General features: G+C 59.2%; 17 protein-coding genes. 5 read left to right on the forward strand and 12 right to left on the reverse strand.

Features of this window, described 5'->3' with window-relative positions; genetic code table 11:
- The first annotated feature begins 86 nt into the window (after window positions 1–86).
- On the forward strand, window positions 87–2,057 hold the full coding sequence (locus tag ACR0AM_RS09855; protein WP_480622778.1) for a hypothetical protein: 1,971 nt from the start codon (window positions 87–89) through the stop codon (window positions 2,055–2,057).
- 42 nt (window positions 2,058–2,099) lie between these two features.
- Here the strand turns inward: ACR0AM_RS09855 and ileS are convergent, their stop codons facing one another.
- The 8 genes from ileS to ACR0AM_RS09895 form a co-directional block, all read right to left on the reverse strand.
- The gene (gene ileS / locus ACR0AM_RS09860; protein WP_480622779.1) at window positions 2,100–5,012 is read right to left on the reverse strand and encodes an isoleucine--tRNA ligase; all 2,913 of its coding nucleotides are present in this window, start codon (window positions 5,010–5,012) and stop codon (window positions 2,100–2,102) included.
- 164 nt (window positions 5,013–5,176) lie between these two features.
- A complete protein-coding gene (locus tag ACR0AM_RS09865) occupies window positions 5,177–7,885 on the reverse strand; it encodes a DUF2339 domain-containing protein (RefSeq protein WP_480622780.1) in 2,709 nt (902 codons plus the stop codon).
- 80 nt (window positions 7,886–7,965) lie between these two features.
- Complete coding sequence (locus ACR0AM_RS09870; RefSeq protein WP_480622846.1) at window positions 7,966–8,445, reverse strand: DUF2269 family protein; 480 nt, start codon at window positions 8,443–8,445, stop codon at window positions 7,966–7,968.
- Window positions 8,445–9,761 (reverse strand): SDR family oxidoreductase, encoded by a 1,317-nt coding sequence (locus ACR0AM_RS09875; RefSeq protein ID WP_480622781.1) that lies wholly within the window; start codon window positions 9,759–9,761, stop codon window positions 8,445–8,447. The genes ACR0AM_RS09870 and ACR0AM_RS09875 overlap by 1 nt, the downstream gene beginning before the upstream one ends.
- Window positions 9,762–9,837: 76 nt before the next feature.
- Entirely contained in the window at window positions 9,838–10,548 is a 711-nt protein-coding gene (locus tag ACR0AM_RS09880; RefSeq protein WP_480494812.1) for a VIT1/CCC1 transporter family protein, read from the reverse strand.
- Between the two features lie 60 nt (window positions 10,549–10,608).
- Window positions 10,609–11,598, reverse strand: coding sequence for a YcjF family protein (locus ACR0AM_RS09885; RefSeq protein WP_480622782.1), 990 nt, complete (start codon window positions 11,596–11,598; stop codon window positions 10,609–10,611).
- Entirely contained in the window at window positions 11,591–12,046 is a 456-nt protein-coding gene (locus ACR0AM_RS09890; protein WP_480473754.1) for an N-acetyltransferase family protein, read from the reverse strand. Before ACR0AM_RS09890 ends, ACR0AM_RS09885 begins: the two co-directional genes overlap by 8 nt.
- Complete coding sequence (locus ACR0AM_RS09895) at window positions 12,043–13,458, reverse strand: YcjX family GTP-binding protein (protein ID WP_480622783.1); 1,416 nt, start codon at window positions 13,456–13,458, stop codon at window positions 12,043–12,045. The genes ACR0AM_RS09890 and ACR0AM_RS09895 overlap by 4 nt, the downstream gene beginning before the upstream one ends.
- Window positions 13,459–13,565: 107 nt before the next feature.
- On the opposite strand from ACR0AM_RS09895, the gene truA reads away from it, so the two are divergent.
- Complete coding sequence (gene truA, locus ACR0AM_RS09900; protein ID WP_480518784.1) at window positions 13,566–14,333, forward strand: tRNA pseudouridine(38-40) synthase TruA; 768 nt, start codon at window positions 13,566–13,568, stop codon at window positions 14,331–14,333.
- A gap of 1 nt (window position 14,334) precedes the next feature.
- Here the strand turns inward: truA and ACR0AM_RS09905 are convergent, their stop codons facing one another.
- Genes ACR0AM_RS09905 through ACR0AM_RS09915 form a run of 3 tightly spaced genes read right to left on the reverse strand, consistent with a single transcriptional unit; the run spans window position 14,335 to window position 16,756 of the window.
- Window positions 14,335–15,249 carry a nickel/cobalt transporter gene (locus ACR0AM_RS09905; RefSeq protein ID WP_480622784.1) on the reverse strand — a complete coding sequence of 305 codons (915 nt, stop codon included), beginning with the start codon at window positions 15,247–15,249 and terminating at the stop codon, window positions 14,335–14,337.
- Window positions 15,234–15,908, reverse strand: coding sequence for a DUF1007 family protein (locus tag ACR0AM_RS09910; protein WP_480622785.1), 675 nt, complete (start codon window positions 15,906–15,908; stop codon window positions 15,234–15,236). The genes ACR0AM_RS09905 and ACR0AM_RS09910 overlap by 16 nt, the downstream gene beginning before the upstream one ends.
- 44 nt (window positions 15,909–15,952) lie before the next feature.
- Window positions 15,953–16,756, reverse strand: a complete 804-nt coding sequence (locus tag ACR0AM_RS09915; RefSeq protein ID WP_480622786.1) for a thioesterase family protein — start codon at window positions 16,754–16,756, stop codon at window positions 15,953–15,955.
- A 232-nt stretch (window positions 16,757–16,988) separates the two neighbouring features.
- Between ACR0AM_RS09915 and ACR0AM_RS09920 the strand changes: the two genes are divergently transcribed.
- Complete coding sequence (locus ACR0AM_RS09920; RefSeq protein WP_480554513.1) at window positions 16,989–17,924, forward strand: 2-hydroxyacid dehydrogenase; 936 nt, start codon at window positions 16,989–16,991, stop codon at window positions 17,922–17,924.
- A 15-nt stretch (window positions 17,925–17,939) separates the two neighbouring features.
- Here the strand turns inward: ACR0AM_RS09920 and ACR0AM_RS09925 are convergent, their stop codons facing one another.
- The gene (locus tag ACR0AM_RS09925) at window positions 17,940–18,296 is read right to left on the reverse strand and encodes a hypothetical protein (RefSeq protein ID WP_480518776.1); all 357 of its coding nucleotides are present in this window, start codon (window positions 18,294–18,296) and stop codon (window positions 17,940–17,942) included.
- Between the two features lie 176 nt (window positions 18,297–18,472).
- Here ACR0AM_RS09925 and ACR0AM_RS09930 point away from each other — a divergent pair, with 176 nt between their 5' ends.
- Together ACR0AM_RS09930 and ACR0AM_RS09935 are read left to right on the forward strand one after the other, a co-directional pair.
- On the forward strand, window positions 18,473–19,306 hold the full coding sequence (locus ACR0AM_RS09930) for a bifunctional allantoicase/(S)-ureidoglycine aminohydrolase (RefSeq protein ID WP_480622787.1): 834 nt from the start codon (window positions 18,473–18,475) through the stop codon (window positions 19,304–19,306).
- 111 nt (window positions 19,307–19,417) lie between these two features.
- Window positions 19,418–19,741, forward strand: a complete 324-nt coding sequence (locus tag ACR0AM_RS09935; protein WP_267366558.1) for a hypothetical protein — start codon at window positions 19,418–19,420, stop codon at window positions 19,739–19,741.
- Window positions 19,742–19,744: the final 3 nt, after the last annotated feature.

The following is a 19,744-nucleotide window of genomic DNA, read 5'->3' on the forward strand; positions in this document are numbered from 1 at the left end:
TAGGGGCTGCGCGACGCGCGGATTTTGTGAATTGCGGTAATCATGTTAGCCTACTTGCATTGTAAAAAAGAGTTTTGGAGCATGAGATGGGTCGTCATTTGATCCTGACGGTTCATGGAATTGGCGAACAAATACCCGGTGAGACCGTCGATCAGGTCGTCGGGGCCGCGACAACCTGGCTGGATGGCTATCCCGAACCGCCGATTGAGGTTCAGCGCGGGATGATCGAGCTGGCCGAGACAACCTTCGACGGCACCCCCCGAAGCGCGACATTGTTCCCGGTCAACCTGCGCAAGGTGACGAAACCGTCAGCACCGCAGGACGAGGCCATGTTTGCCGAAGTTTTCTGGGCAGATCGCTCACCTGCCCCGAAAGGTGTCATTAAGACAGCGTTGGACCTGATCTGGGTTGTTCTCGCACTGGGTTATCTGGCGATGGACAATGCCGAACAAACGCATAGCCGCGCGGATGTGGCCTCGGACCAAGCCAACGGCAGGAACACTTTGGCCGCGCGGCTGGTTCACCTTTTTACCTGGGTTTTCTTCGGTGCAGTCGCGACCCTGAATGCCTATCTTCTGATCGGAGCGCTCGCCGTGATGATCGATCGCGTTCCCGGGATCTTCTTTCAAAGCACGATCCTGCTGTTCTGGCTCTTGTTCACGCTTTACGCCGGAGGGGCCGCATACGGACTAAGGCGCAGCTTTAAAGCCCCGACCTATCTGAGACGCGTATTCTGGCGCGGCATTTTCGGGATGGGGTTCTTGCTGCTGATCTGCCTGATCATAGGTCCGCTTGGTCTGGAAATCCGGGCCTGCACACCCTTGCCGGGCAGCCCAGCCTGCCCTTCGACGCTGGAGCAGTTTGTGGCTTTTCAGGTCTACCTGCTGGCGTTCTTCTGGGCTTCACTGATCTTCATGACAATCATTTTGTACGTGCTTTCTGCGACCAGGCTTGATGAAAAGGTTCAGGCAGACAATCTGAAAGAACACAGACGGCTGTATCCCAGCATATGTGCCGGGATGTTGGTGTTCTGGATGTTCTTTATATCCGGGTTGTGGCTTATGCTGCGGGAAATGCTCGACACGGTTCCGGGGCTTTCGGATGGAAAACTGACCGGTCTGTTTGACAATTTCCTCAGTGACTCCATCGAAACGCTCAGCGTTGCCTTTGCGGCAATTGTCCTTCTTGTGTTTGTCGGTGTTGGCCTGTTTGCCGGTCGCAGAAGGTTGAAAGCAAACCTGCATGTCCGCGACGGGCTGATCAGCCGCGCCATCCTCAATCGTTTTGCACAATGGGTTTTTTTGTTCGGTGCAATCACACTGGCCCTAGTCGCAATCCGAGAGATCGCGATGAGCCAGCACGTCGATCCCCTGTGTCAGATCGGAACGGACAATTGCAACGTGATTGGCCGGGCTTTGAACAAACTGGCAAGCAAACAAGGCGAGATTGGCCTGATCGTCCTGGGTGCAACAGCATTGATGTACCGCTTTTCCGATTTCGTCGCGGCAGGGCTGGGCGTGGCAAGAGACATCGTCACCTATGCCATTCGCGACAAGTGCTTTCTGAAAGCGGACCTTAAAACCAGGTTGCGCAATTATCCGGATCGCAAGGCGATTGATGAACGGTTTTACCGTGCGCTGCATTACGTGGTGGATATCTTTGCCGCGGACCACATCACGGTGATCTCACATTCACAAGGCACAGTGATTGCTACACAGATGCTGGCCGATCCACGCGTGCAAAAGCTGATTGACGGGCGCACCCTGACGCTGGTCACGATGGGCTGTCCTGTGACCCACATCTATCAGCGCTATTTTCCGGAAATGTTCACGGTCGTTCCCAAAAATCTGAACGCCGCATGGTTCAACATCTTCCGGCAGGATGACTTTGTAGGGACCGAGATTGAAGGCGGGCTGATATCCGTAAATCGCAACATCCCGGTCGATCCTGGTGGGCACACTGGATATTTCACGGATTATCAGGTCTGGAAGGCCCTGAAGGACCCAGCCATTGGCTTTGACCTGTTTAATCCGACACCGCAGTCCGTGCAGACGTGAAACGAAAAACGCCCCCTCGAAAGATCGAGAGGGCGGTTTCCATCAGCTTAGCGCTTCATCGCAGCGTCGGCAAACTCCGGCGTGGGCGTGGCGGCCCACGTCAGGAAGGATTTTCCAACAGCGCTGACATTTCTCGCCTTCGGCCTTCTCGAACACGACGGCAACGCCTTCGATTTCGGGTACGCGGAACGCTTCGGCCGGGGCCGGGTCGCCAGTCACAGTCAGGCCTGACGTGATGCACAAATCGTCCACGTCAAAGGTCACCAGCAGATCAAGGGTTTCACTGTCCTCAACATGCACAATCGGAGCTGCTTCGAGGCTGGAGCCGATCACCTTGTCCTGACGCTGGATCTCAAGCGCGGCCGTCACTGCACGGCGTACACGGCGCACTTTGGTAACAGCCTCTTCCAGTTCGGCAAAACGCCAATCCGCAGGCGTTTCCGGGAAGTCGACCAAATGGACCGAGCTATCGTCGCCCGGAAAGCGCTCCAACCAGACCTCTTCCATGGTGAAAACCAGAACCGGCGCCAGCCATGTGGTCAGGCGATGGAACAGAATATCCAACACAGTTCGCGCGGCACGACGGCGCGGCGTGTCGCCGTCACAATAAAGTGCATCCTTGCGAACGTCGAAGTAGAAGGACGACAGGTCCACCGTGGCAAAGGTAAAGACCGCGCTGAATACGCCCTGGAAATCGAAAGACGCATAACCTTTGCGAACCTGCTCATCCAGATCGGCCAGCCGGCTGAGCACCCAGCGTTCCAGACGCGGCATATCTTCGGGCGCAACGCGGTCGGCCTCGGTGAAATCCGCCAGCGAGCCCAGCATGAACCGCATAGTGTTGCGAAGACGGCGATAGCTGTCGGCGGTGCCTTTCAGGATCTCCGGCCCGATACGCTGATCGGCCGTGTAGTCGGTCTGAGCCACCCAAAGGCGCAGGATATCGGCGCCGTATTGCTTGACGACCTCTTCCGGCACAATCGTGTTGCCCAGCGATTTGGACATCTTGTTGCCCTTGGCGTCCAGCGTGAATCCATGAGTCACGACGTTGCGGTAAGGCGCACGGCCTTTGGTGCCGCAGGCCTGCAGCATGGACGAATGGAACCAACCACGGTGCTGGTCGGTGCCTTCCATATAGACATCGGCGATGCCGTCCTCGGTCCCATCTTCGCGGTCGCGCAGAACAAAGGCGTGGGTCGAGCCCGAGTCGAACCACACATCCAGCACGTCAAACACCTGATCGTAGTCATCGGGGTTGGCGATGCCGTCTAGGATTTTCTCTTTGAACCCGTCGGTGTACCAGATATCCGCGCCGTCTTTCTCGAACGCCGCCTTGATACGCGCGTTGAGGTCTGCGTTGCGCAGCAGGTAATCCGCATCGGTGGGCAAGGCACCTTTCTTGGTGAAGCAGGTCAGCGGTACGCCCCACGCGCGTTGGCGCGAGAGAACCCAGTCCGGGCGCGCTTCGATCATCGAATAGAGGCGGTTACGGCCGGTCTGCGGCGTCCACTTGACCAGTTCGTCGATTGAGCGCAGCGCACGTTCGCGGATGGTGTCCCCCATCTCACCCATGCCGTCGTCCAGCTTGCGGTCAACGGATGCAAACCACTGCGGCGTGTTGCGATAGATGATCGGCGCTTTCGAGCGCCACGAATGCGGATAGCTGTGCTTGATCTTGCCTCGCGCCAGCAGCCCGCCGACCTCGGCCAGCTTGTCGATGACAGCCTTGTTCGCGTCACCCTCACCACCCTTGCGCGACAGGATATATTTGCCACCAAAGAACGGCAGATCGGCACGGAACGAACCATCATCCATCACATTGTAGGTGATGACCTGCTCCAACATGCCCAGATCGCGGTAGAGTTCGAATTCCTCCATCCCGTGGGACGGCGCGCAATGAACGAAACCGGTGCCTTCGGTATCGGTCACGAAGTCGGCGGCACGGAAGTCGCGGATATCGTCCCATTCGCCATTGCCACCTTCGGCCCCGGCCAGCGGGTGGGTCAGTTGAACACCTTCAAGCTCGTCAGTGGCGACATCACGTACGCGGGTCCACTGATCGTCGTTCAAACGGGCACGACCCAACACATCTGCGGCCAGATTGTCAGCCAGCAGGAACCTGTCACCCACATTAGCCCAGCATTCCTCAGGCGCGCCGGTGACTTCGTACAGGCCGTAAGAGATGTCTTTGCCATAAACGACTGCCTTGTTCGACGGCATGGTCCAAGGTGTCGTCGTCCAGATCACGACGAATGCACCATCCAGATTACCCGCGTTCACGACCTTGAACTTCACCCAGATGGTAAAGCTTTCCTTGTCGTGATACTCGACCTCGGCCTCGGCCAGCGCTGTCTTCTCGATGGGCGACCACATCACGGGTTTCGAGCCCTGATACAGCGTGCCGTTCAACAGGAATTTCATGAATTCGTCGGCAATCACGGCCTCGGCATGGAAGTCCATGGTGATGTAGGGATCAGGCCAGTTGCCGGTGATGCCCAGACGTTTGAACTCTTCCCGCTGGATGTCGATCCAGCCTTCGGCGAACTTGCGGCATTCCTGACGGAAGTCGACGATGTTCACCTCGTCCTTGTTCTTGCCCTTCTTGCGGTACTGTTCTTCGATCTTCCATTCGATCGGCAGGCCGTGGCAGTCCCAACCGGGCACGTAACGCGCGTCAAAGCCCATCATCTGATGGGAGCGCACGATCATGTCCTTGATCGTCTTGTTCAGTGCGTGGCCGATATGCAGGTGGCCGTTCGCATAGGGGGGGCCGTCGTGCAGAGTAAAGGGTTTGCGGCCCGTTTTCTCGCGCAAGCGGTCATAGACACCGATGGTCTCCCACCGCTCCAACCATGCGGGTTCGCGTGCAGGCAGGCCCGCGCGCATGGGAAAATCGGTTTTTGGCAGGTTCAGCGTGTCTTTATAGTCAGGCGTTTGAATCGTGTCGGCGCACATTTTGAGCGTCCTTTGGATGATCTGGTCGTACTTGGATCGAAGCGGTCGGTGCGAGTTCTCAAACACCTTTGCCCGGCGTCTCAGAGGGTCAGAGCGCCGGGGATATAATTCGAATAATGATGGCCGTCCGGTCATACATGGCCGCGCTTATAAGACGCCTGCCTTCAATGGTCCAGAGGTTCCGGCCCATGCGGCGAATGGCGCAGCTTGGCCCAGCGATTCAGCCATGCCAGACCAGCGAGCCCAAGCCCCAGCGCCAGCAGTGAAAACACCCGGATCAACCCACCCAGACCGGCAATATCGATCAGGAAGACCTTGGCCACCGCCAGCCCGATCACCACCAGCCCCGCCTTGCGCATCGCATCCGAACCACGTGCCAGAGATTGGTAGAACAGCACCGCCCCGACCAGCAGCAGAACAAGGGTATATGTATAAAGCTCGGGCTGCGTGACGCCGTTGCCTTCAAACATGCCTGCTGCTCCCTGCCAGACATGGCGGATGGTCAACCCAAACCACACGGCAATCAACGCGCCCGCAATGGCGTAGCTTGCCAGCCTGATCTGCTTTGGCATGTCCCTGATCCGCCAGGCCGAGAATCCAATGGTCAGTGCAGGCACCAGATAAGCAAGGACAAGGGTGTTCAGAAACGGTGGGCCAAGCACCGGGTCGGCGTTGGGGTTCAACAACGGGTTTTGTTCGGTCAACGCCAAGGTCAGACGGAACAAGCCATGACCGGCAAAGAACGCCGCCAACGCGTACCGGGCATAATTCAGCTTGCCGCCCAGCCCAAACCTCTGAACCTGAGCAAAGGCCAGCAGCAGCCAGATGACCGCCAGAAGGCCCAGACCCCAATGGCTGTTGTCGGCCCCGCCTTCACCGAAACCTTCAAGCCACCGCAGTAGCAACAGGGACAGCAGAATGCCGCCCGTCGCCCATGCCGCGCTTTCCAGCAGCAGTGCTGCAACCGGCCGCAGCAAGGGACGCAACAGCCACCAGCCAGCCACGAAACCCAACGTGGCCGCGCCATAGACCATCGCCATTTCGGGAAGCGGGGCCACGTTAGCCCAGTCCAGACCCGGATCAAGTACCAAGCGCACGGTGACGGTAAAGACACCGGCCCAGATAAACCAACTCATCTGCGGCAAGGTGAACCTGCGATCCAAGGCTGCTGCTGCGACGACACTGGCCACCAGCGCAATCGTCAGCGCGGCCGAGCTGAGCACGATGACGCAAGCAAAGACCAGACAAGACAACGCCGACAACGTGGCCAGAGCGGCCCGCATCCGGTCATCGCCATCGGCGCGACCAAAACGCCCGGCCAGAACCACCATAAGAACTGCCAGGACAATTGCGTGCAGGGCCCAGGCGTGCGCACCGATAACCGTGGCAGGATGCCAGCCCATTTCCAAAGCGATGGCCAGCGCGGGTGCAAGAACTACAGCGCCCCCGGCCCAGATTGCACGATACTGGTTTGCCCTGAATGACCGCCATGCCATCAAAATTGACATAAACGCGCCCAAAGCAACCAGCGCGGTGGCTGCCATCGGAAAGTCGGCCTCGGGCGTCTCGGCATAAGTGTCAGCGAAGCTGCGCAGAACTGCGCCGTATTCCAGACCGTGAGAGGCAACAAAAAACACAAGGCCCGCCGCAGGTAGCACGGTCAGATCCTGTAACGCAGGCGCATCCTTGGCCCACAATAGCAGCGCCAGAAGCAGGGCGGACAGCAGGCAGACACCCAACCAGAATTCAGCCGCTGAGTCTGCCCAATGCCAGGACAGGATTGCAGTGCTGGCCGCAATCGCTCCGGCTGCGAGCCGAGTTGGAAACTCGGGCCACGGGCGGGTTCCGGGGGTGCTGATTACCTGAGACATCATGCGCCCTGCATGATTCGGCCAAACGCGCCGCACCGGAATGGCCGTTGCCAGAAGCGCCAGCACTGTTGTCGCAACCAGATACCCTGGTTCCGTATTCGGTGCGCCACTTATCAAAAGCAGGTTTGCCGCATAAACGCCGACCAACGTCAGAACAGAAATCCATGCCCAGCGCCGCACCGTGTCGATACCCAGCCCCAAAACGGCTACCAAAAGAAAATAGGCATAGAGCCACGAAGGATCGTCAGATGCGCCCCCAACCAAAAAGGGTGCGGCATAGGCTCCGATCAGTCCAACCGCAGCCAGCAGCGGGCCGTGGAACCACCCCAGAACAAGACCAACAAGCGCGATGACAATCATACCTGCCAAAGCTGTCTCGGCCCCGATCAGGCCATAGAGCTGCCGCGCAGACAGGATAGCCCCGAACAAGGTGACAAGACCGGCCCCGGAAAAGACCGATGGCAAATAGGCAGTGGCCACCGCTTCGTCATCCCCGAACCTGCGGCGCAGAACCTCGCCCCCGACAATCAAAGCCGAACCAAAACCAAGCGCGGCGAAAACGCGGGCCACCGGAGGTAACAATCCGTTCTCAACGCCATATTGCACGAGGAAAATACCGGCCAATGCCAGCGACAGGGCCGAGACAGCGTAAAACCAGTTCTCACGCAGCCACGCGCCCAGCGCGGCAAACCGGTCATGGCGAAATACAATTGCAGGCGTAGCGGCGTCGGTGTCTACATCTTCGGCGCTTTCGTCTTCCTGTCGCTTTGGCGCGGCCCACGGCCCTGGGCTTTGAACCTGTTCCTCTGCCACAGGTTGCGGTGAAGGTGCATCTTGTTCCGGTTGCAGCGATGCCGGTGCATCACGCGACACCAACGCATTGATCTGCGCTTCCAGTTGTTCGACCCGGCGACGCAATCGGGAATGCCCGACCAGAAGGGCAATCAATGTCACCGGGATGGCCAGAACAACCAGGCCAATAAGAACAAGCAGCGTTTCCAACCGAGTCGCTCCGATCCGTAATTTCGGCCAAGCTATCTTGTGCTGTCGGTCAGCAACAGTCAGGAAAGCCGTGAGAAAGTCTAAAGCACAGAAATCGCCGGGCGGGCGATCATCAGCCAAAGGATGGTCAAAACCGCCAGAAACGCCGGAACCCCGCAGGCGAACCAGAACCGAAACAAGCGGTAATACTCCGGTGGCAGTTGCGTTCCCTGCTCTGCCGCCGTTCGCGCGTGGTCCCGCAACCGGATTTGGACCCAAACCACCGGCAACCAGAACAGGCCCGTCAAAACATAAAGTACCAGAGACAACACAATCCATCCTTCACCCAAAGACCACCCGATCTGCCAGGCAAGCAGCGCTCCGGTCACCGGTTGCAGGATGACAGCGGTCGTGGTGAACAGAAGGTCACCCAGAACCACCGTACCCGTCGTATGGGCGATGACGCGCGGGTCGTTTGTCCGGTGCGCGATCAGCATGAAAAAGGCGATCCCTGCCCCAGTTCCCAGCAGCACACATGCACCGATGACGTGCAGCCATCGCAAAATCAGTTCAGGGTCCATCATCGGCTCTCAAACAAGGGCAGCGCCACAAGCGACAGGATCATCGCGGGCAGGATTTTCACCAGCGGCCCCAGCGGGTCCAACCACAAGTCCGGCATCGTGATCGAAGCGGCGATCAGGTAGAACACGGCCACGGTTAACTGCGCCACGCAGGCCCGCGCCGCCCATCGGCGCCACAGGATGGCCAGACCCAGCGCTATGTCGATCAGGGACCAGAACACAACGCTGGTCACCGCCATGGCGGATGACCACCCTGCTTCGACCAGCATGCCAGAAGCCGTGGATAAACCCGCCAAACCAAACAGGCCCGACAGCAACCAGAACAGGCTGAGTGTTGCAACGATCAGCGGCATCAACAGCGTCATCCGAGCGGTCAACCGATGCTCGCGCGCGCAAGGCAGCTTGGCGTAGACATCAGGCAAGGCGGCAATCCCGCGCCCGGCCGCTGCACGATAGTGGCCGGGGTCGCCAACCACGCCATCCGCCATGACCGTCATCGCCGTGCTGCGCAGCGGAGACCGCCAACCCAACCGGGCCAGACAGTCCGCCATGGACGCAACGGCTTTTGTCAGGACAGGCGGCAGGACCAAATGAAAGCGCGCGGCAGGAAACCCTAGCCACTGCCGCGTGCAGCGCACCACGTCAGACAAACTAAGCGGGATATCCTCGACCAGATCGTAATTACCCTGCGGTAGGCGACCGGCAACGGCGGCAATCACGACGTCACACAGGTCGGGCATCCCGATGCATTGAACGGGTGTATCGGGGTAAGCCAGCGGTTGAACAAAAGGCACGGCAGCCAGCATTCTCAGCAACGCCGTTCCCCCATAATCCGTTTGCCCGATAACTAGCCCCGGCTTCAGGATCCAAAGTGTTACGCCCGATGAACGTAAAGCGGCATCTCCGCGCGCCTTGCTGCGCAGGAAATGCGTGCTCGCGTCCGGCTCTGCCCGGATTGCCGAGATCTGAACAACGCTGATGCCACCTTTAGCGCAGGCCTCTGCAAGGGCTGTGATTGCTGAATGGTGCACCGCTTCAAGGTTGTCCTGCGCGTTATCCTGCAAAACCCCCGCGCAATTCACCACGACATCGACGTTGGCCAGCAGGTCCTGCCAGTCTTCCTTGTGCAACAGATCGCGCAAATCGCCCTGTTTCAGCGACACCCCCGGCAGGACCTTTGCCCCTTGCTCAGGATTGCGCCCCATGCCCTGAACCGTGGCACCTGCGGCTGACACTGCCCGCGTGACGGCGGCGCCGATGAAGCCATAAGCACCCAGAACCAAAACGTTCTTTCCAGAAAGCTCGTGATCTGCCATTAGCCTTTGCACCCGTTTTGCGCCACTCTACCTATCCGGGAAGCTTTGACCAGTCGCGACTACCGAGCTGCGACATTTATGGATGGAACAGAGACCCGACGAGATACGCGATCAGTGCCGCCGAACCACCGATCAACAGCGTTTCGATACCTGATCGCCACCAAGCCGCCAACGACCACCGGCTTTTGAATGCTCCAATCGCAAAGAAAACCCCCAACGTCATCCAGATCGACATCTCAAAAGCGTTCTCCACCGACGCTAAAAACGGCAGCAGCGGGATCATCCCGGCCACAAGGAACGCGAAAAACGTGGCCAACGCGGCTTTCATCGGATGCGGGTCTACACTGCCCAGCCCATATTCACCCTCGATCATCAGGTTGACCCAATGTTCGTGGCTCGACGTGATCGCGGCGGTGGCTTCGTTCAGAATTTCCCCTGACAACCCTTTTTGTGACAGAATTTCACGGACCTCCTCGCGCTCGCCGTCGGGGTAGAGTGCGATGTGGCGTTCCTCGATCGCCCGAATGCGCCGTATGTTGTCCAGTTCGGCCTTGGTGCCTGAATAGTTACCTGCGGCCATGGAAAACCCGTCCGCCAGAACGTTTGCCAGACCAAGCGCCACAATGACAAACGGGGAAAGACCCGCCCCCGCGACACCGGCGACAATGGCAAACGTGGTGACGGAACCGTCAATGCCGCCATACACAACGTCGCGCAACACGCCACGCCCGGGCGGAGCATTGATCCGGTCGGCGATTTCCTGCGGACTGTGACCGTGATCCGTCATGGCTAGCTCCTTTTTCACAGGCAGAGTGCCGAAGGGAGTGTTCTAACGCTTTGCTCTGGATCAACCCTTGGAGAATAGACCCTGCAAGGCTCGCTTGATGATGCCCCGCGTGGAGGGTTTGTGGCGTTTTGAGAATGGTAACGGGCGGCAGACTTCCATCGCGGCCACGCCCACTCGGGCGCTGAGCGCACCGTTGACCAAACCTTCTCCGAACCGTCGGGACAACTTGCTGAGAACGGATCCGCCAAGAACAGGTTCCAGCAGATCGTCACCAACGGCCACCGCCCCAGTTGCGACCAGATGCACAAAGACGGCACGGGTCAGACGCCAGCTTCCCAACGTGCCAGCCCGCCCCCCGTAGATTTCCGCAATGCGACGGATCATCCGCAGGGACGCAGCCAGTGCCGTTACAACATCCGCCAGTGCCAGAGGGACCAGAGCGGTCACGGTGGCAACCTGCCGTGCCGCGGCCTCAACCTCACGGCTGGCGGCGGCGTCGAGCGGGGCCAACAGCTCATCCTCGGCAAGGACTATAAGCGCCTCGGCATCGAACTGTTCTCCCATACGCTCGGACAATCGCTCACGACCCCAGCGGGTATCCTCGCGCCCTTTGTAGAATGCGATAATCCGGTGTGTGACGGCCCGCGCCTGAGCCAGGTTTTCATCAGCCAGTGCAGTATCTGCAGCACGGCGCATCCCATCAACACGGGACAACCGCCCCATAGCCGCGAGCTCGCGCAGCGCGATGATCACCACCACCAGAACCAATGCAGCCAACAGTCCGGCAACGATCCAACCCAGAACGGGCGTCCGCGCCACCAGAGAGGTTGCAAAATCCCAGGCGGCCACCGATATGGCCGCCCCGACTACGGAAAGCGCAAGCCCCCAGAACCAGCGCGCAAGGGCCGAGGGTTTGCGGACCGCCAGTCGGGCCGCGCTTTGCATCGCCTGCCCCTGAGGCGGCACAGTATCCGGCACCGGTTTTGCCTGCGCGACATCAGCAGCGGGTTCATCATCGTCAAGATCGATCAGAACCGGACCTTTAGCCATTTGTCGCATCCCTGCTGTGCCAGACAAACCTTATGTCCGGCAGGTTTTCATCGTTTTCTGCCCCATCGCTGCGCGCCACCTCGGCAAAGCCGTTTCGCTCATAGAACCGACAGGCACGGGAATTATCCTGAAACGCGTATAAGCCCAGCCGCCGCTGGCTTGATTTCGCGTGACCCAGCAATTGCTGACCAATCCCCTGCCCCCGAGCTTGCGCATCCAGATAAAGTGAATGGATTTCACCACCATTCAGCGCCAGAAACCCGACCACACCTGTCTCTGCCTCGGCCACAGTGACCCAATCCTGATCAATCATCCGGCCGCAAAAGGCGATGGTTTCAGCACAGCTGTGCAGTTTGGGCATCCAGTCGTTTTCCAAGGCGAAGCCGTGCAGGATCGTACCGATTGTACCGGCATCTGTGGTGCGTGCGGGGCGCAGTGTCGCGATCACAATCTGTCTCCGATCAGAAACTGCGCCGCACGATCCAGTCGGATATGCGGAGGGCCGTCACCGGGTTTCAGGGTTAGTTTTGCCGGGGCAAAGGCCATGAACCCATAGTCTTCGTTCAACCAACTCTCCGCTCCATTTCGCGCCGGACCCAACAGATGCGCCGGATCCTCGGGCAAGTCTCCGGGATAGAAAGCGGCCTGTTTGCCGCTGTCCAACAAAGTACCACGCACGCATGGCAGATCGGTTCCGTCGTGGCTGCGTATCTCTTCGGTCGTTGCACGCAGCGATGCTAGAGACAGGGCCGCGGTCCGGGCCCCGGCGAAATTCGCGCGATCGCGCGCCTCGCGCGTCAAAGCCTCGATAATCGCGGTCAGGCGGGGATGTTGCGTGTGGTGCAGGTGGTCCGCTTTTGTCGCTGCAAACAGGATGCGTTCGACCTTTTTGCCCAGCAAAAGCTGGCTCAGCCATGCGTTCCGGCCCGGACGAAAAGCCGACAGGATATCGGCCATCGCGCGGCGCATATCTTCAACGGCCTGAGGACCCTTGTGAATTGCGCTCAGCGCGTCAACCAGAACCACCTGCCGATCAATCCGCGAGAAGTGATCCCGAAAAAACGGTTTCACGACCTGAGATTTATAAGCTTCAAACCGCCGTTCCATCTCGCGCTGAAGGGTCCTGCGCCGCGACGGGCCAGTGAATGCCAGCGGTGCAAAGGTCAGCACCGGAGATCCCGCCAGATCGCCCGGCAGAAGGAAACGTCCCGGCGTACAGTCGTAAAACCCGGCATCGCGCGCTGCGTTGAGATAGGCGGTGAACGACGCGGCCAGAGCTTGTGCGGCAGGTTCGTCGTGCCCTACCGACGGGTCTGTATTTTGGACCAGCGCCAGATACGCGGCAGCCTCCGCACGGGTCTCGATCCGTGCCAGAGTTTCCTGAGACCAGTCTGCGTAAGATTTGTCCAGCAAGGCCAGATCCAGCAGCCATTCGCCGGGGTAATCGACGATATCCAAATGGACCGTGCGCGGCCCTTGCAACCCGGCAAGCAGCCCGGCGGGACGGGCCTTGAAGGACAAACGCAATTCAGACACCGCACGCGTGCTGTCTGGCCAGTGCGGTATCGGTCCCGTCAGGGCAGACAGGTGCGATTCATAATCGAACCGGGGCACAGTGTCATCCGGCTGGGGTTGCAGAAAGGCGGCATTGATCCGCCCCTCCTGCTGCGCAACAAGCCCGGTCATACGGCCCCGATCCAACAGATTGGCAACCAACGAAGTGATGAATACTGTTTTGCCGGATCGTGCCAGCCCGGTGACACCCAAACGGATGACCGGCTCGAAAAATGTCTCGGACACGCTGTCGCCGATACTTTCGACGCCACGCGCAAGACTGTCTGCCAGTGAAGAGATGACCAATCCGCCGCCCCGCAATTTTCCTTTTACCCAAGATAGGTAGCGGTCGCGGCACATACCAGCGCTTTCGCCCCCTTGCCCGATCCTGCGCTGCGCTGTACCAGCGGCACATGCCCAGATATGCGTTGAAAGTTGAATACCAGGGGGAGCCGTTTGCCGGATGGCAGCGGCAAAAGGATCAACCATCCGTGCAAGGTGCCATCGAACAGGCGCTTTCCCGAATTCAGCCGGGCGGCCACACAATTGCCGCAGCAGGGCGCACAGACGCCGGTGTTCACGCTCTGGGGCAGGTTGCCCATTGCGACATGGCAATGGAATGGGACCCGTTTCGCCTGTCTGAGGCGCTGAACTATCATCTCAAGCCTCTCCCAGTGGCTATCGTTAAGGCCGCCCCAGTGGCCGAGGATTGGCACGCGCGGTTTTCAGCGGTTGAACGGCAATATCTGTTCCGCATCCTGATGCGCCGTGCGCCTGCAACCCACGACCGGGGACAGGTCTGGCAGATTAGCCACCAGTTGGATGTTGACGCCATGCAGGAAGGGGCAAACATGCTGCTGGGCCGGCATGATTTCACCACCTTTCGGTCCTCCATCTGTCAGGCGGCCAGCCCGGTCAAAACCCTTGATGAACTGCGCGTTGAACGGGTCGAGGGCTTTTCCGGCCCCGAGGTTCATTTCCACGTGCGCGCCCGGTCGTTCCTGCACAATCAGGTGCGCAGTTTCGTTGGCACTCTGGAACGTGTCGGGGCGGGAGCGTGGACCCCGGACAACGTGCGTGAGGCTTTGGAAGCCACCGACCGCGCTGCCTGCGGGCCGGTATGTCCGCCGCAGGGGCTTTATCTGGCGCGGGTCGGATACCCGGAACCGGTGTTCGACTGATCTAAACCGCGCGCAGAAGCAACCCGCCTGCAATCACCGCAATTGTAAGTCCTGCCACCAGTTCGATGCTGGGTGCCAAAATCGACGCAAAGCGCGTGGCCGAAGCCGAAGCCAGCAGCCCGCCGCGCAGACCAAAAGACGTCCACCCGACCAGCGTAGTGACAGTCGCCGTGCCAAGCGCCATGGCAAAAGCTCCCGCGATCCCCACCATGGCGATGCCCATTTGCCACGTCAGGATCAGTACAAACAAGGCACCGGTACAAGGCCGTGCAGCTATGCCTGCGATCAGGATCAGGGCTTCGCGCAATGTGCCGACATTCGCAACCTCGTCCGCGGTTGGACCATGACGATGACCGCACTCCGCGCAGTCTCCGTCATCATGATGGTGCTGATGGGTGTGATCGTTAGGGACATGCTTTTTTCGTTGTCGTGCGAAATTGCGCACAGCCCGTACAACCAACCAAAGCCCAATCAACGCAATGGCTCCGTAGCTGATCGGAGCCATCACCTGTTCGGTCGTCCCAACAAGGCTTTCGCGGGACATCTGAAAGACCAGCACCCCCGCGTAGACCAGCACAACCGCCATCACCGCCTGTCCAAAACTGGACAATACGCTAATCGCCGACAACCGCCAGAAGGCAACACGCCGACCCAAACCGTAGCCCCCAATCAAAACCTTCCCGTGGCCCGGACCCACGGCATGAAAGAACCCGTAGGCGAAACAGACAGTCAGAAGCGTGGCCACCGCCTGAGGCTGTTCCGCGCGCGCGGCACGCAAGGACCGCGCGATCTGGTTCTGAAAGTCCCGCTGCTCTCCGGCTGCCCAACTTGCCAGGCTGTCAAACCCACCACTGCCCCAGAACCAAAGCAGCAAACCAAAGGCCAGAGCGACCGGAACAATCAGGAAACGGGACATGAAACGAGGATCTCAGTCGCAAAGTTCTCACCAACCAATGGAGTATCGTTTTCCTCCAGGTCGTAATCCGCGTCCAGTGTCAACAGAAACGCCTGCATCTGTGCAAGCTGCCCGTCTATGTCGGGATCGTTACGATCCACCCGGCATAAAGCCAGGCCCGTCACGGTTACAGGGCGCGTAATCTCGTAGGCCGTATAGAAGGACTCATCAAATGCCTTGGCGGAAAGCCCTGTGGCAAGTATCGCGTCGCCTTCGACCGCGCGCATGTGGGTGGTCACGACCCGCCCATCTTCCGTTGTCGCACTGGGCTCTAATGGACCGGACAGAGCAACCAGCGCTCCGTCTTTGGTGAGCACGAGGTCGCCGTTATACCCCTCGACCCATTGCATATCGAACCCGCTCAGACGTTTTTCTTCGCTTTTCGTCAAAATGCCGTCGGCATCCTGATCCAAATTCATGTCTTCCAGAACAAGCAGAGAGTAGAATTCGTCATATGCCCAAGTCACCCGGATATGGGTCAGGTGACCGGCCTCATCCACGATGAATTCCAGCCCGGTGTCGATAAAGACATGCGGGTGCGACAGGGCCGGGATCGGCAGGCAACAGGTCATGACAGTGAACAGCCAGCGCATATGCGCAAGATAGGTCTGAAGGGACACGGCGACAACGGCCTTTACACACGCCTGCGAAAACCAGCCGACCTTCAGACTGGCGGGAACAGCACCAGTGTTTGCAGGGCCGTCCCTACAGGACCCTGCGTGTCAAAAAGCACCGACTGAGACATGCCGATGCCCGTAGGTTGCCAGTGTGAAACCGAACGGGACGCCAGCCAATCTGACACCGGTTCGCGGTGGATATTCACGGTCAGATCGGTGTTCATGAACCCCATCTCCGACGTCGGAGCATTCCACGAGATTCCATTGCCGCAATCCGCCAACGGGCACAGTGCCTGAATGGGCGACTGATCTTCGCTGCTCAACAGCTTTGGGGTGCGCATCCAGACCGTTTTCGGTCCGGCCCCCTGTTTGCCGTCTTTGGGATAAAGGATGTCACTGTAGTGGGCAAACCCCTTAAAATCATGACGAATCTCGCCGATTGGAAAAGGACCTTCTACTGCGTCTTCCAACTGTGGCGCACTGATTTCGACGTTTGCCACCGCGCCCAGATCGCGTCGCGCCAGATGCATGGTGGTGGCCGTGGCGCAGAGTGTGTCATCCAGGTCGTGCACCGTAACCCGTGTGGTCGCCAGCGTCTTGGTATGGCGCGTGGTTTCTGCGGCAACCCGCAACCCGGCCAAGGGCAGAGGGCGCAACAGGTCAACTGTCAGGCGGGTCAGCATCTTTTCGGGGCCAACCTCAGTTTCCGCTGCCCGCACTATCAACCCGCTGACCGGCCCTGCGTGGCAATGATCGGCAGACCACGGACCGCGTGCAGGATCATGTCCTACAAACGCCCCATCCTCGCGCTGATGAAAATAGGTCTGATCCGTGAAGTCGAGCCCTGCCATCAGTCCCCTCTGGTCATTCGCTGCGTTGTGTGCCTCGGCTCACTCATACCGGTAACCGATTGCGATGTAACGTGGTTTCCCCGGTGCGCGGTGAGTGGTATCTTCACGAAACTGTCCTTTTCGGGTTTTGAAACCGGGCTGTACTTTTAGGCACGAGGATGGCTTAACAGACCTGATCCTGTCCACCGCTGTGACGGGACGTCACCACATCAAATCCAAGTGGGGTTCGCATATGGCGTTGTTGATTGAAACCGGGCTGTCGGACTGGATTGGGGATGAGGAAATCGCCGCCACTTTACAGGCCCTGGCGCCTGGTGCCGACATCCGCACACCCGAAACGCTGGGCGACCCCAACGACATTACGATGCTGGCGGTAGTCAGCATGCAAAGCAATCACCCGACGAAGCTGCCCAACCTGAAACTGGTTCAGAAGCTGGGGGCCGGGGTTGAGACCATAGTTGGCCATCCGGACCTGCCTCCGCATATCCGTGTGGCGCGATTGAAGCCAGACGCGCCTGCGCAGGGCATTGCCGAATGGTTTCTCGCCTATATTCTGCGCGCTCAGCGCCACATGGTCTTTCACGAGGCATCCCAGAGTCGCGCCGAGTGGTTGCCGCGCGCGCCCGTTTTCACACCTGATACGGTTGTGGGCGTTCTGGGTCTGGGCCATATCGGGGCCCGCACTGCCCGCATGTTACGTGCCGTCGGGTTTCAGGTCATGGGCTGGAGCCGCTCACCAAAATCCATCGATGGTGTCACCTGCCAGCATGGGCAAGACGCGCTGCCACGGCTATTGGGGCAATGTGATCACGTCTGTGCCATCCTGCCTTCGACGCCGCAAACCGTGGGTCTGTTTGACGCACAGACGCTGGCCGCGATGAAGCCGGGCAGTCAGTTGCTGAACGCCGGACGCGGAAACCTGATTGACGAGGCGGCACTGATCGCGGCGCTGGATAACGGTTCTCCGGGCCATGCGGTGTTGGACGTCACATCACAGGAACCGCTGCCGAAGGACAGCCCCTTGTGGCGGCACCCCGCTGTGACGATCACACCGCACGTCTCGGGCTGGTATCTGGGCGATGCACTGTCGGATGTGGCCGAGAACTACCACAGGCTCAAATCCGGCGATCCCCTGCTGCACGAAGTCAGCCGGGACCTCGGGTACTGATAGCCAAGTCAGAGATCAGGGTGTCAGGATCCAGTTTCCGTTACCGTCATTACACCGGCGGGTTCTGATTTCTCGGCTTTGATCGCTGCCTTCCGGCTGGATGACATGCTGAAGGCCGACGCAGTTGCCCTGAACGTTTTGCACCCGGATCGTTCCTTTTGAGCCGGTCTCGTCGTTTTGCCAGGACCGTTCCTGCCCTACAGAGGGCGTGCCATTGTTCAAAAGCGCATTCGAGGTTTCACTAACCACTTCAAAGTCTGCCGGGGACAGCCCCATCTCAGCTATGATTCGGGAGAGTGACTTGGCGTCGGCGGAACCGGTCATCAAAAGGGCGCCACACGCGGCAATGATGGGTAACAACTGGGCTTTCATAGGGGCCTCACAGAACTGAAATCATTTGTGACCAAGGATATACCTCTGTTTCAGCAGGGCCAAGCCCCGGGGCGCCGACCTTCAAAATATCCCGAACAAACCTATCGCGCGTCAGGACCTAATAGCGCCGCGCCTTTGTGCCCATAGTGCCATTCAAACGATCCCGAGGCACACAAATGACCCATCCGACCTACTTCGCCCCGACCGGCGGCCATCCCGGCCAGAACCAGTTGCTGACCGACCGCGCCATGTTCACCGACGCGTATGTGGTCATTCCCAAAGGTACGATGCGCGACATCGTCACCAGCTATCTGCCGTTCTGGGAAGGAACACGCCTGTGGGTTCTTTCACGCCCGCTCAGCGGATTTGCCGAAACGTTCTCGCAATACATCATGGAAGTGCGGCCCGGCGGCGGCAGCGATCAGCCAGAGACAGACGCGCAAGCACAGGCAGTGCTTTTTGTCGTCGAAGGAACAGTCACTTTGACGCTGAACTCGGAAAACCATGTGTTGGAGACAGGCGGATACGCCTATATCCCCGCCGGCAGCGACTGGACATTGCGGAACACTGGCCAGACGGCAGCCCGGTTCCACTGGGTCCGCAAAGCCTATGAGTCCGTTCCCGGGTTGTCCGCGCCAGACCCGATCATCACCAACGAACGCGATGTGACGCCTGTCGAAATGCCGGGCACCGAAGGCCGATGGTCCACCACGCGGTTCGCAGACCCGCAGGACCTGCGCCATGACATGCATGTGAACATCGTCAATTTCGAACCAGGCGGGGTCATTCCCTTCGCCGAAACCCATGTGATGGAACACGGGCTTTATGTTCTGGAAGGGAAAGCGGTTTATCGCCTCAATCAGGACTGGGTCGAAGTTGAGGCCGGAGATTACATGTGGCTGCGCGCCTTTTGCCCGCAAGCCTGTTACGCAGGGGGGCCGGGCCGGTTCAGGTATCTGCTTTACAAGGACGTCAACCGGCATATGCCCCTGTCCCTGTCGCGCCGCTAAACGCTGGGCTGGCTGGGAATCGCAGTGATCTTTTGCCCCGGGGCTTCACACAAGGGTCGGAATTTGCTGAAATCCAGGTAACTTCTTGTTTTGAGCATTGGAGATTTGTCCATGAAACTGCGCCTTGCCCTGATAGCCGTTGCCACACTCTCTACCTCTGCAATCCTGCACACCGCACCCGCCATTGCGGGGGAAGAGACCAAATCCGTCTTCGTCATGAGCCGCAACTGGGCTGTGACACAGGTCGCAGACGAACCGGTCATTTATCGCGCCACACGCGACAACAACAACCTGAACCCATTCGGCCCGCCCCCACGCCTTCGGACAACGCAAGCTATTGCTGCCATTCAACAAGCGACGGGCTGCAAGGTGATCTTCAACAGCATGTACCAGAATATCTCGGGTCAGTTCTTTTCTCAGGTCAGGTGCAAGTAAGCT

The organism is Ruegeria sp. AD9 (genome assembly GCF_056542305.1).

Coding starts and splice junctions, on each gene's coding strand:
- ACR0AM_RS09870 (WP_480622846.1), bottom strand. CDS start 8,445: ATGGACCCTGAACTGATTTTGCGATGGCTGCACGTCATCGGTGCATGT.
- ACR0AM_RS09875 (WP_480622781.1), bottom strand. CDS start 9,761: ATGGCAGATCACGAGCTTTCTGGAAAGAACGTTTTGGTTCTGGGTGCT.
- ACR0AM_RS09880 (WP_480494812.1), bottom strand. CDS start 10,548: ATGACGGATCACGGTCACAGTCCGCAGGAAATCGCCGACCGGATCAAT.
- ACR0AM_RS09905 (WP_480622784.1), bottom strand. CDS start 15,249: ATGTCCCGTTTCCTGATTGTTCCGGTCGCTCTGGCCTTTGGTTTGCTG.
- ACR0AM_RS09925 (WP_480518776.1), bottom strand. CDS start 18,296: ATGAAAGCCCAGTTGTTACCCATCATTGCCGCGTGTGGCGCCCTTTTG.
- ileS (WP_480622779.1), bottom strand. CDS start 5,012: ATGTGCGCCGACACGATTCAAACGCCTGACTATAAAGACACGCTGAAC.
- ACR0AM_RS09885 (WP_480622782.1), bottom strand. CDS start 11,598: ATGGCTAAAGGTCCGGTTCTGATCGATCTTGACGATGATGAACCCGCT.
- truA (WP_480518784.1), top strand. CDS start 13,566: ATGCCCAGATATGCGTTGAAAGTTGAATACCAGGGGGAGCCGTTTGCC.
- ACR0AM_RS09915 (WP_480622786.1), bottom strand. CDS start 16,756: ATGGCAGGGCTCGACTTCACGGATCAGACCTATTTTCATCAGCGCGAG.
- ACR0AM_RS09935 (WP_267366558.1), top strand. CDS start 19,418: ATGAAACTGCGCCTTGCCCTGATAGCCGTTGCCACACTCTCTACCTCT.
- ACR0AM_RS09920 (WP_480554513.1), top strand. CDS start 16,989: ATGGCGTTGTTGATTGAAACCGGGCTGTCGGACTGGATTGGGGATGAG.
- ACR0AM_RS09855 (WP_480622778.1), top strand. CDS start 87: ATGGGTCGTCATTTGATCCTGACGGTTCATGGAATTGGCGAACAAATA.
- ACR0AM_RS09930 (WP_480622787.1), top strand. CDS start 18,473: ATGACCCATCCGACCTACTTCGCCCCGACCGGCGGCCATCCCGGCCAG.